Source organism: Streptomyces sp. NBC_01317, assembly GCF_035961655.1.
Taxonomy (GTDB): Bacteria; Actinomycetota; Actinomycetes; order Streptomycetales; family Streptomycetaceae; genus Streptomyces.
The window spans coordinates 1-12,299 of sequence record NZ_CP108393.1; the positions used below are offsets into that span (position 1 = coordinate 1).

The window sequence follows — 12,299 nt, forward strand, 5'->3', positions numbered from 1 at the left end:
CCTTCGGGCTGCGCCCGAAGAAAACGAACCAGGTCGCGGCGCTCCCGGGCCGCTCACGCTCCGCGTGAGCGGAGGCGACTCGCTCCGCTCGCTCGCCAGGTCCTTCCGCTTCGCTGCAGGACCAACCGCAGAGGTAACGGCCCGCGTTGCGGGCCCGAGCGGGAGGCCGGCCCGGAGGCTTCCGCTGCGCTCCAGCCCCCTAGTGCGCTGCGAGCAGCTGGTGCGCCACGCGGAGCGTGGCGCACCCCTCGGGCCTGACGGCCCGGCAGCAAGGAGATGTGGGGGGCTTGGTCGTAGCTGTGTGGGGGTTCACACTTGTTGCGGGTGGCCACCATCGCCCTCAACCACAAGCCGGTCGGTGCCGGGCTCCTCGGCTCCTTCCACCACCGTCACGTCGATCTTCCCGTCACCGGTGGTGTCGAACTGGTAGAGGTCGGCCTTGCCGTCGCCAGTCGTGTCTGTCATCCAGACATCGGGCTTTCCATCACCGTTGGTGTCGGCGCTGAGGACGACATGATGCTCATCCCCCTGGGTTGCGATCACTTCTTCGGCACCTTCGTTAATTTCCATGCCAGGCCGATTGCCCCCGGGAAGAGGTTCGAAACCGTGTCGCACCCGGGGCTCGCGCGAGACGTCTGCTTCAAACTCTATCTGGGATAGACTCTGGACTGAGAGGCGGACGCCTGATGAGGGAAAGGACTCGTTCGCTCGTCTTCAACCCACGTGGTCCGCCGGGCACGATGCGTGGCCCTTAAGCTCGTAAATGCCCTTGTCTCCAGGCATGTTCGAGGTGACTTGTGAGCGTGATTGCTAGAAGGAAGTGGGAGTGACGGACAAAGAGCTGAGGTCTCATCAGCGTGAAGCGGTCGACAGAGTGCGGAGGGCACTCGAAATCCCTGCAAGATCACGGGTTCCTGACCGGGGCCTGCGCACACAGGTGATCATGGCGACCGGGTCAGGGAAGACACTCGTGGCAGCCCGCAGCGCGGAGGAACTCCGCGCGGGCCGGGTGCTCGTGCTCGTACCCTCGCTGGACCTGCTCGCCCAGACCGAGGCCGCGTGGCGTGAGGGCGGCCGCCGGGGGCCGATGATCGGGGTGTCCTCGCTGCGGGGCGAGGAGGCATCGTTCCCCAACACCACGGACGTGGACGAGCTGGTGGAGTGGACGCGGGGCCTAGACAAGGTGACGGTGTACGCCACGTACGCCAGCCTCGGGCTCGGCACGCTGGAGCGCGCGCACGCCGCCGGCCTTCCCGGCTGGGACCTCATCGTCATCGACGAGGCGCACCGGACCTCGGGGCGGATCGGGAAGCCGTGGGCGGTCGTGCACGACAACCAGAAAGTCCCGTCTTTGCGTCGTCTGTACATGACGGCCACGCCCAGGCTCTGGCAGCTCGGAGATGAGGACGAGGCCGGCGTACCCGGTGAGCTGGTGGCGAGCATGGACGACGACCCCGGCGGGCCGTTCGGCAGCCGCTGCTTCACCCTGACGCTCTCCGAGGCCATCGACCGGGGAATCTGTGCGCCGTACCAGGTTGTGTGCGTGGACATCAGTGACACGCAGCTCCAGGCCGCGCAGCTCCTGGGCGCCGAAGGCCGGTCGGCAGAGGTGCGCGGGGCGCGGCTCGCCGCCCTCCAGACCGCACTGGTGAAAGCGTCGGCCGAGGAGAGCTTCCGTCGCACGCTGGTCTTCCACCACGTCGTCAGGGAAGCCGAAGCGTTCGCGGCCGGCCTCCCCGACGTGGCCTCGCAGCTGCACGCCGGCGACCCGGAGCTGTACCCGGAGACAGTCTGGGCGGACTGGCTGTGCGGCGACCACAAGCCGCTCCACCGCCGTCAGGTCCTCGGCGAGTTCGCCGCCGGGATCGCCACCGACGGCATCGTCGTGGAGAAGGGCTTCCTGTCCTCGGTGAAGGTGTTGGGCGAGGGCGTCGACACCAAGAACTGCGACGCCGTGTACTGGGCGGATGTCCGCGGCTCCATGCCCGACCTCGTCCAGGCCGTCGGCAGGGCACTGCGCATGCAGCCCGGAGAGGGCAAAGTGGCCAACCTGGTCGTGCCCGTACTCCTCGGGCCCGGCGAGACCGCCGACAACATGCTGACCTCCCGGGCGTACGGCGGACTCGCCAAGCTGCTGGAAGCGCTGCGGGCGCACGACGCCCGGATCGTGGAGCAGCTGGCGGAGCAGCAGGCCCCGAGCGCCTACAAGCCTGTCCAGAAGGCCGCGCGGGGCCAGGAGGGCCGGGGTGAAGGGAACGAGGCCTCCGGCCCGTCGGCGCCGGCCCGGAGGTTGTTGAAATTCTCCACCCCGCGCGACCCCGCCGTGCTCGCCGCGTTCATCAACCTCCGGGTTGTCGACCCGGAACGCGAGCACTGGCGGCGCGGTGTGGAGGCCGCTGTCATCTACGTGCGAGAGCACGGCGACCTGAGGGTGCCGTTCACGTACCGGGTACCCGGCGGCAACGGCCAGGAGGAGGAAGCCGAAGGGTGGCCGGCGTCGCTCGCTGAGTTCCCGCTGGGCCAGTGGATCGCCGACGCCCGGAGGTTCTACGCCCGCGGCAAGATGGACGAGGACCGCGTCACCCAGCTGGAGAAACTGGGCATGATCTGGTCCCACTTCGACGTCGCCTGGGAAGAGGGCCTGGCCGCCGCTCAGGGGTGGGCCGCCGAGGCAGGGCATCTTCTGGCGCCGCTGGACGCCACCTACCAGGGCGCGGCGGTCGGCATCTGGTTGAAGAACGCGCGGGCCGCCGCCCGGAAGGCTGACGAGAACGAACGGCGGCGCGCCGAAGGCCTGCCGGTGGAATCGTCGGCCGGCGCCATGACCGCCGAACGGCGCGAGCAGCTGGAAGAGATCGACGCCTCCTGGTGCCCCGGCTGGCCGGTAGCATGGCAGAGGTGCTTCCGCCTCGTCCGCATGCACCTGGACGCCGGTGGAGCGCTGCCCACCAGAGTGGGCGAGACCGTACGCCAGGGTGAGGACCTCGGGCGGTGGGTGACCTCCGTACGGCTCGGGTGGGACCACCTCACGGCCGTACAACAGTGGATGTGCGAACAGGTCCTCGGCATCGAACCCGCAGCCGAGGAGGAGAAGCCGAAGCCGCGCCGCACGCAGGCCGACAAATGGGCAGCGCACTACCAGGCCGCCAAGCAGTACCACGCGCGCGAAGGGCACCTCCACGTCCCCCGCAAGCACGTCGAACGGACCGTCGCCGGCGAGGGGCAGGAGGAGCGGGAGCTCCGGCTCGGCTCCTGGATCAGCAACCAGCGGAGCCGGGCCGCCACGCTGACGCCGGAGCGGGCAGAGCAACTCTCCAAGATCGGCATGCGCTGGACATGAGGGCCTCCTCGTCGTGTCCCCACCCGCTTACGCCCCAAGGGTCACCTGAGGCGGATCAAGGCCAGCTGCGGCGTACGGGTCCGCGTCACCCCGCGCTCGGACCGGATCGCGGGGAGGACACTGTGTGGTCATCGCCTCCAAGAGCCTTCTGGATCACGCTCGGGCATGCTATTGGGGTGCGTGAGACGAAGGGATCCATGGTGCCCGCAGTGGGGCGCAGCGGGGTATCCGTAAAGGCGGTCTCGAACCATTGGTACTGGTCTTTTTTTCTGCGCGTCGGCGTACCAAGGGGTTCGGTGGTCGCACGTGGTCGGCGAGCGCGGGACGGACTAGCTGGGTGTGGCTCAGGCGTTGGACCACGCGCGTGTGCAGAGCACGAGGCGGTATCCGTCCGGGTCCTCGACGGTGATGCCCCACGTGTTCCAGTACGGATTGGGGGACGGGACACACCTGCCGCCGTGTGTCCCGAGGCGGGTTACCAGTTCTTCGGGTACCTGCTCGTCGAGGTAGATCACGAGCAGGTCTTCCACAGTGGGCTGCGGCTCGGCGAACCCGGCCATCTCGTGGACGAGTTCGAGGTGCCAGGAGGCGTCGGGCCAGCCGACCATCAGCAGGTCGTGCTCTCCGGGCGCGTCGCCGCCCTCGGCCCGGTAGAGCACGCTCAGCCCCAGACCCCGGACCCAGAATTCCTCCGCCGCGACGAGGTTGCGCGACGGACGGGCGACGCGGATGTGGCTCTGACCGTCGGCGGGCACGGGCTTCTCCTTCGAAACGGCATGTTTGGTGGCGAGCCAAGGGTCACGGCATTTCCGTGGCGGACCGTTTCGGTCAGCGTAGGTACGAGGCGTACTTGCCGCATCGGTCGCGGGTCGTGCCTTTCGGCCCGGAGCCCGTACGACCGCGGACTTAGGTCGTCGAGGGCCGCGCCGTACGCCCGGCGCACCGTCTGTTCATCAATGTCTGCCGGCATTCCCGCGCGGGCGCTCAGGCGCTCTTGCCGCGGGACCTGGTTGTCTTCTTCTTCGCGGACACCTCGGGCAGGTCGTGGACGGTCGAGATCACCAGTTCCTCGCGTCGGGCGGTGGCCAGGTTGCCCTGGTTACTCGCCGAGCACCTCCCCCGCTCCTGCCGTAGGCGGCGGCCGTATCAAAAAAGCGGATGTTCATGCGGCGGCCTCCGGGCCGGGCCACGACCGACCGATACCGGTCAGTCCGATCCCGAGCCCGACTCCGCGAACCCGGTGGGTTGGCGTCCGGCTCATCACTTGCTCCGCGGGTGATGGGCGAGCTGGCGCTTGACGGTCGCCGCGGCAAAGTCGCCGAGGCCGTTCACGACGTCGTCGGCCTCGAGCCGGGTCCCGCGCGCGAGGCCCGCGCCCTTGAGTACGGCGCCGCGGTGGTCGGGGTCGCTGCCAGTGAAGTCGCCGCCTCCGGCCAGCTGCCGACCGACCGTACGGAGCCGGGCTGGTTGGCCTTGATCTGGACACCGCCGGGGCCGGGGGACACTCGTCCCCGCTGTCGATCCGCCCGCCGTTCGCGGCGATCACCAGCGTCGAGGGGCAGAAGGTGTTGCCGCTGCCGATGGAACACCTCCCGCCGTCGCACTGCACCACGACACCTGGGAAAAGGTGTTGCCCTCACCGGTCACGCATCGTTGGCGATCAGCGTCAGGAATGCGTTCCTACGTTCCTACGATGGTGCTCGTCCATCAGACCGAGGATCTTGTCCTGCGCTTCCGGTCAGCTCCCCTGATGGGTCAACTCGTAGGTGTCGATGGGGCGGGCCGTGAGGCGCGGCATGCTAGCGGCGCGTAGCGGGCCGGTCCGGCCGGGGCAGAAAGCCGTAGTGGATCATCCGCTTGCGCTCAAGGATGACGCCAAGGCTGACGAGCACGCCCATGACCAGCGCGTACAGCACGATCGAGAGCTCGATCCGCCCCATCACCCACGTGGGCTGCCCGCCGAAGAACACGGCACCGACGAAACCGAAGGGCAGCGGATGCCGAACGGCGCGCTTGCGGCCTTCGGACGGGGGCAGGTGCCCGGCGAAGCGTCGGTCAAGTGCGAAGAATATCCGTTTGATCCGGTTCATTGTTCTCTCCTCGCGATGCATGGGCCGGCCCGAGCCCGGAGGCCCGGCCCGGGCCATGAGTCCCGCCTGCGCCAGAAACCCAGCATCATACGGAATGCGGCTCCGCTCAGTCCTGACCGAGCGCCCGGACTCGTCGCCGTACCCGGGGTGCCTGCGGTGCCTGCGGTGGCATGGCTGGTGGCAGCCTGCCGGACGGTGGCCTCTGCGCACGCCTCGCCGAAGAGGACGGCCAGAAGCCGGAGCCCTCTCAAAGCCCAGGGCGGAGTTGGCTCGGACGATGATGATCTCCGGGCGCGTCAACTGAAGCCGCAGGAGAACCCCCTGCGCCTCAGGGCCGCGCCGGTGGCGTCCGGTTCAACGCGACGACTGCCAGCTCCCGGTACGCGTGCCTGCCGCGGTCGCGGATCCGGGTCGTCAGGGTCCGCGTTGTACACCCAGCCCCGTCACCTTGTCCGTGTCCGCCCGCATCTCGGCGAGCTGCGGTCAGACGCTCTTTTCCGGGAACGCGGGCGTACACCCGGCGCGGCCACGCCGGGGGTACGTCGGTCTGCTGCGGGTTGTGGGTCAGCGGTGGTTGCCGCGGCCCCAGGACTCGGAGTCGACGGTGCGGCCGCGGTCGTTGCGCAAAGTCGCGGTGTCGGCGGGGTTGGACCAGATGCAGGAGCGGCCGCCCTGGTAGACGTCGGTGCGGGTGTCGTTGCCGACGCCGGTGTGGACGCGGACGCTGGAGCGTTCCGGCCAGGCGCAGGTCGTCGAAGCGGTAGCTGTTGCCGTCGCTGTGGGACAGGGTCCAGCCGTCCAGGTTGACCGTACGGCGGGTGGTGTTGGTGACCTCGACCCACTCTGCGCTCAGGGAGCGCCGGCAGGGCCGCGACCCCGACCATGGCGCCGGCGGCGAGGACCAGCGCGGCCGTACGGCGAGCGGTTGGGGAAGATGTGCGACTCGTTGCCGGGTGGCCCGAGATGTGTGGCCGATCCGGCTGCCGTGCGCGGGCGGGCCGCTCACGCGCCGGCCGTGACCGAGGCCGTGCTCACTTTCTCACCGGTGCCCGGCGTCACGGTGGTCCTGCCGGCCGCCGGCCTGGATCTGCGAGGTCCCCTGTCCGGTTCCGGCTGGACGGCATCGGCCCCACCGGCGTCGAGAACCGGATCCGTATCCTGCGCGCGGCTGCCAGGGGCTATGGGCCGTTCCGCTTCGTGCGCGACGTTCCCGTTCCGTCCTCGCGGCCTCGGCGGCCGGCGGACGGCCTCCTTCAGGGCCCCGCCCGCGGGCGACCGCCGGTCCGGGCCAGGCAGCAAGCCCCTGAGCAGCACGGACACGCACCGGTGCGTGAGGTGCTCCACCTTTATCAGCGGGGCTCCCGGCGACCGCGGATCAGAGGCCTCGTCGCCACCCGCCGGAACGCGGAAGTCGCGGGTGGGCGGGTGGTCAGTTCTTGTCGTCCTCGGGTTTTGTCCAGATGCGGCTGCTCAGGTCGGTGCCCCGTAGTACCTGTACGCGCCAGGGGTCGATGCGCAGGACGTGGTACTTCGGGTCGGCGGGACCGCCGCGCCAGAAGTTGTAGGGGTCGTAGCCCACTCCGGGCGGGCTGCCCTTCTGGTACAGCTCCCAGGCGTAGGTCTTGGTCTCCATGTCCTCGGCCCAGGTGGAGACGCTGTCGACGTAGACGGCGTTCTGGCGCGGGCTCCAGTACGCGTAGGTGGTGTGGGGGTTGTTGGCGAGGTGGGCGACCTTCACCGGGGTCTTGTACGCGGCGAGCCAGCCGACCGGTCTGCCGTCCACGGTCTCCCAGATCGGCAGGAGTACCCGGGCGCGCGGGCGGGACTTCTTGTCCACCGTAATCATCGTGCAGTAGCGAATGTCTTGGATGTATTCGAAGAATTTGTCCGCGAGCTCGGAAAACGAGTCGACCTTGTCGGCCATGCGGGCTCCTGTCCCTGGCAATTAACCTGATCTGAAAGGTGGTCCGTGGAAGGTCACACGAAACCAGCATGCATCGGCCACAAGGCCCCTGGAAGAGGGCACTTCAAAGTCACCCACTCACTTACGCGATACCGTGCGGAACTGTGCGGGAGTGCGGGACCGCCGGGGATACGTCAGGGGTGAGAGATGCCTTGCCGTACCTGTCGCAAGGCATCTCTCGTTCGCGTTTCGTGTGCGGGACGGGCTCAGAGGTTCCATGCCCCGCGGGCCGCCGCGTCCGCCACGAAGTCGGTGAAGTCGCGCGGTTCGCGGCCAAGGACGCGGCGCACGGTGTCGGTGGGGACGGAGTTCTTGTTGTCGCGGATCTGCGCGACGAGGTCGGCGACGAAGAGGGCGTAGTCGGCGGGGACCTCGTACTGGACGAGTTCGTCGACGTAGTCCTGGTGGTCGACGTGGACGTAGCGGACGGTGCGGCCGACGGCGGCGCTGATCGTGTCGGTCGCCTCGCCGAGGCTGATCGCGCGCGGACCGCTCAGTTCGTAGGTGTGGCCGGTGTGCCCGTCGTCCAGGAGCGCGGCGGCGGCGACCGCGGCCACGTCGTCGGCGTCCACGAAGGGTTCCAGGCCGTCGCCTGCGGGAAGCCGCAGTTCGCCGTCCTTGACGCCGTCCAGCAGGACACCCTCGTCGAAGTTCTGGTGGAACCAGTTGGGGCGCAGTACGGTCCACTCCGCGCCGGACTCCTTGACCGCCTTTTCGCCGGCGATCAGGGACTTGCCGCCCACCGGGTCGGTCACGCGCGCCTGGAGCAGCACCAGGCGGCGGACCTTGGACTCCACGGCGAGTTCGGCGAGTTCACGGATGTGGGTCTCCGCGTCCCAGGTGCCGGGCTTGTCCTGCATGTCGACGATGTAGGCGGCGTCGGCGCCCTGGAGGGCGGGTTCCCAGGTGTTGCGGTCGTCCCAGTCGAAACGCACGTCGCCGGATCTGCTCGCGGCGCGGACGCGCGCGCCGCGCTGGGTGAGCCGGCTCACCAGGCGGCGGCCGGTCTTGCCGGTCCCTCCCAGGACGAGAACGGTCTTGTCGGTCATAGCAGCGGAGTCCTTCCCCACCGTGGATGCGCGAGGGGTCGCCGGCGCGCAAGGGCACGGGGATCGATCGGTGTGGCGTGGGCATGACAGGGTGGCCGTCCGGGCCGCCCGCCGGTGCGGCGGGCGGCCCGGACGGCGTGTCCGGCCTGAGCCGGCCCCCCGGGGCGCGGCTCAGCGGCTCACAGGAAGGGGGTGTCGGGGGCGAGGCCGAGGATCGAGCGCCCGTGTACTTCCTGGTTGGTGTTGAACGCGAACAGCGCGTGCAGCGCGAGCCCCCGGATGTCGCGGTGGAAGCGCTGGAAGGGCACGTCGCGCATGATGACCGAGGCGCCGCTGGCCTCGAAGAGCTCGTCCACGGCCTCCTTGGCGAGCTGGATCGCGTACGCCGCCCTGCCGCGTACCGCGGCCCGTTCCTCGACGGAGGGCTGGGTGCCGGCGTCGGCGTGCTTCTGGATCAGGCTCAGCCAGCCCTCCTGGAGGCCCTCGGCGGCCGCGAGCTTGTTGGCGGCCGTGGCGACCTGGATCTGCGTCACCGGTGACTGGCTCTGGTCGGTCCACGAGGTGTACGTGATGCCGCGGCCCGGCAGCCGGTCCAGGAACAGGTCGTAGGCGCCCTTGGCGATCCCGATGTACGCCGAGGCGCCCTGGGCCATGAAGAAGGGAATGAACGGGTAATTGCGGCCGGTGGCACCGGTGTTGGAGCGGTCGCCCGTGGCGCCCGAGAGCACGTCGATCAGGAAGGCCACCCGGTGGGCGGGCACGGTCACGTTGTCGGCGGTGACGGTGGAGCTGCCGGTGCCGGCCGCGGAGGAGGCGTGCCAGTCGTCGGCGATGCTCAGTTCGGAGAACGGCACGAGGGCCGCGTAGGGGGCGGGGGTCCCGTCCGGTCCGGTGAGCAGGGCCGACAGGAGCGCCCAGTTGGCGCCGCGGGAGCCGGAGATCCATTTCCAGGATCCGCTGAGGGTGTAGCCGCCCTCGGCGGGGGTGAGGGTGCCCGAGGGGGCGAAGCCGGTGGAGACGCGGGCGGAGCCGCTCGCGTAGACCTCCTCCTGCGCCTGGTCGGAGAACTGGCTGGGAACCCATGAGCTGGACACCCAGATCATCGCCACCCAGCCGGTGGCCGTGTCGGCGCGGGATATCTCGGTGAGGATCCTGACCTGGTCGGCGAGCGGTGCCTCGAGTCCGCCGAAGCGGCGGGGCACCGACAGGCGGAACACGCCGGCCTTGTCGAGCAGTTCGATGTTGGCTTCCGGGATCCAACGGCGTTCCTCGGCTTCGGGACCGCTCTCCCGAAGCGTCGCGGCCAGACCGGTGACCTCGTCGAGAACCGCGGCGACGGCGCTGTCCGTCGTAGTCATTCTGCCTCCTGAGCAGTCTCGTCCCACCCGGGGGAGGTGGGAGGCCGGGTCCGGGGGCCGCCGCCGGGCGGCGGGTCACCGGACCCGTTTATGCGAACGGGTCAATACGCGCCGCGCGGTTCGGACCGCAACGCAACTTGGGCAAAAGCAACCGAGAGCAATCGACCTCGATTGCGGCACGCACCGAGCATTCTCCCGGAAGGGCGGTCTCGTACCGGTAATCAGTAAGTCATTCGCCAATCCCCGCCCAATGCGTCTCACCTCAAGCGTCAATGGGAGCGGGCCCCGGCGGGCTTCGCGGCGGGGCCGGGCATGAGAAAAGGCGGCGCCCTGGCCGGCGGGGGAATCGCGGCCAGGGCGTCGCGCTGGGGGGGGCCGTTTGGGGGCGGCCCGTCCGGGGGGTGGGGGCGGTGTTACGAGACGGAGGCGGCCTGCGGGAGGGGCTCGTCGGCGGCGCCGGAGCGCTTGCGCAGGCCGAAGGCGCTGAGCACCGTGGCCAGCAGGGCCGCGACCAGGGGGACGACCAGGGCGGCCTGGTAACCGTCGAGCTGGGCGGCGGGCGAGGATCCGTCGGTGGCGGCGATGTTGACCGCGGCCACCGAGGAGAGCCCCAGGGCCGCTCCGAACTGGAAGGAGGTGTAGAGCAGGCCGCCGGCGACGCCCTGTTCCTCCTCCTCGATGCCCTCGGTGGCGACGATGGTGAGCGGGCCGTACGCCAGGGAGAAGGCGAGACCGAGGATAATCAGGCTCGGGAACATCATCGCGTACGTCCAGTCCGCCTGGACCGGCAGGAACAGGGCGTACGACAGCGAGGCCAGGACCAGGCCGCCGAAGATCACCCGGGCGTTGCCGAACTTCTCGACCAGCTTGGGCGTCAGTGTCGGCGAGAGGACCGCGTCGATCCCGATCACGATCATCGCGAAGCTGGTCTGGAGGGTCGACCAGTCGCGCAGTTCCTGGAGGTAGAGGACGACGATGAACTGGAAGCCGAAGAACCCGGCCGCGAAGAGGAGTCCGGCGATGTTGGAGCGTACGAGCGCGGAGTTGCGGAAGATCCCGAGCCGCACCAGCGGTGAGGCCGACTTGCGCTCGATGGCGGTGAAGGCGAGGAACAGCGCCAGGCTGGCGGCGACCGTGCCCACGGTCCAGGGGGCCGCCACGTGGGTGGCGCGCTCGACGGAGTACACGAGCAGCAGGATCGCGCCGGTGACGGTGATGGCGCCGGCCAGGTCGACGGGCTGGCCGTCGCGCCGGGGGCGGGCCGACTTGGGGATGAGGGCGATGGCGGTGACCAGGATCAGGAAGGAGAGGATCACCGGGGCGAAGAACACCCACCGCCAGTTGACCGCGGCGAGGAGGCCGCCGACGACCAGGCCGATGGAGAAACCGCCGGCGGCGGTGCCCGAGTAGACGAGCAGCGCCTTGTTGCGCTTGGGGCCCTCCTCGAAGCTGGTGGTGATGATCGACAGGCCGGCCGGGGTCATGAAGGCCGCCGCGACACCGGTGACGAACCGGGCGGTGATCAGCATCCAGCCCTCGGTGGCCAGGCCGCCGAGGCCGGAGAAGAGCAGGAACAGCACCAGCCAGAAGATGAACATCTGGCGGCGCCCGAACAGGTCGGCGGCCCGGCCGCCGAGCAGCATGAAGCCGCCGTAGCCGAGCACGTAGGCACTCATGACCCACTGGAGCGTGCCGGTGGACAGGCCCAGGTCCTCACGGATCGAGGGAAGCGCCACATTGAGCATCGCTACGTCGATGCCCTCCAGGAAGATCGCGCCGCACAGCACGAACAGCACGCCCCAGGCGCGCCCGCTCATGCGGTCGGTGCCGCTGCCCGACGGGTTTTGCACTGTGGACACAGGAAGTCTCCTTGAAAGCACGCAGGAATGAGGAAAGGGAATTCGCCCGCGCTCTTGTCCGGCGCAGGTGGAGCGCCCGGGGGAGGCGGTGTGCGGTTCCCCGGCCACGGAGTCCGGTTACGGGAGAGCCCGCCGGTTCCCACTTGTAACTCCCGGAATCATCCGGCAAGCTGACTGGCCATGGAAGAAGGCACTTTAAAGTCACCGACGCACTGCACGGGTACCGATGGGGACTACGACATCCTCCAGTGGGACACGCGGGAGGGCTGCGAGGTACGGCAGATCCTCGACCGCGTCGCCGACAAGTGGTCGCTGCTGGTCATAGCACTGCTGGAACGGCGGACCCTGCGCTTCACGGAACTGCGCCGCAGGATCGAGGGGATCAGCCAGCGGATGCTGACGGTGACACTGCGTCAGCTCGAACGGGACGGGCTCGTCCGCCGGACCGTACACCCCGTGGTGCCTCCCCGGGTGGACTACGAACTCACTCCTCTGGGGGCGACGCTCCACGACACCATCCAGGCCCTGGTGGCGTGGACGGAGGCGCACCAGCACGAGATCGCGGTCGCCCGCGGTGAGTACGACCAGCGTGCGAAGCTCGAGTCCCGGGCATCCTGACCGCTTGAACACCCGCTGTCCG

At 69.4% G+C, this 12,299-nt stretch carries 9 protein-coding genes; 2 read left to right on the forward strand and 7 right to left on the reverse strand.

The features are described from left to right. Window positions 1-309: 309 nt before the first annotated feature. Window positions 310-570, reverse strand: coding sequence for a hypothetical protein (locus tag OG349_RS00005; RefSeq protein ID WP_327232556.1), 261 nt, complete (start codon window positions 568-570; stop codon window positions 310-312). Between the two features lie 256 nt (window positions 571-826). Here OG349_RS00005 and OG349_RS00010 point away from each other — a divergent pair, with 256 nt between their 5' ends. Beyond that, complete coding sequence (locus OG349_RS00010) at window positions 827-3,340, forward strand: DEAD/DEAH box helicase (RefSeq protein WP_327232557.1); 2,514 nt, start codon at window positions 827-829, stop codon at window positions 3,338-3,340. 344 nt (window positions 3,341-3,684) lie between these two features. Here OG349_RS00010 and OG349_RS00015 read toward each other — a convergent pair whose 3' ends face one another. The 6 genes from OG349_RS00015 to OG349_RS00045 all read right to left on the reverse strand — a co-directional run bounded on the left by OG349_RS00015 (window position 3,685) and on the right by OG349_RS00045 (window position 11,617). Next, a complete protein-coding gene (locus OG349_RS00015) occupies window positions 3,685-4,095 on the reverse strand; it encodes a VOC family protein (protein ID WP_327232558.1) in 411 nt (136 codons plus the stop codon). 1,044 nt (window positions 4,096-5,139) lie between these two features. Beyond that, entirely contained in the window at window positions 5,140-5,430 is a 291-nt protein-coding gene (locus OG349_RS00020) for a hypothetical protein (RefSeq protein WP_327232559.1), read from the reverse strand. 1,429 nt (window positions 5,431-6,859) lie between these two features. Then, a complete protein-coding gene (locus OG349_RS00030; protein WP_327232560.1) occupies window positions 6,860-7,354 on the reverse strand; it encodes a pyridoxamine 5'-phosphate oxidase family protein in 495 nt (164 codons plus the stop codon). Window positions 7,355-7,599: 245 nt separating this feature from the next. Further along, on the reverse strand, window positions 7,600-8,442 hold the full coding sequence (locus tag OG349_RS00035; protein WP_327232561.1) for an NmrA family NAD(P)-binding protein: 843 nt from the start codon (window positions 8,440-8,442) through the stop codon (window positions 7,600-7,602). Between the two features lie 179 nt (window positions 8,443-8,621). Next, the gene (locus tag OG349_RS00040; protein WP_327232562.1) at window positions 8,622-9,800 is read right to left on the reverse strand and encodes an acyl-CoA dehydrogenase family protein; all 1,179 of its coding nucleotides are present in this window, start codon (window positions 9,798-9,800) and stop codon (window positions 8,622-8,624) included. A 413-nt stretch (window positions 9,801-10,213) separates the two neighbouring features. After that, window positions 10,214-11,617 carry an MFS transporter gene (locus OG349_RS00045; RefSeq protein WP_327238382.1) on the reverse strand — a complete coding sequence of 468 codons (1,404 nt, stop codon included), beginning with the start codon at window positions 11,615-11,617 and terminating at the stop codon, window positions 10,214-10,216. 222 nt (window positions 11,618-11,839) lie between these two features. Between OG349_RS00045 and OG349_RS00050 the strand changes: the two genes are divergently transcribed. Continuing rightward, window positions 11,840-12,277 carry a winged helix-turn-helix transcriptional regulator gene (locus OG349_RS00050; protein ID WP_327232563.1) on the forward strand — a complete coding sequence of 146 codons (438 nt, stop codon included), beginning with the start codon at window positions 11,840-11,842 and terminating at the stop codon, window positions 12,275-12,277. Window positions 12,278-12,299 lie beyond the last annotated feature (22 nt).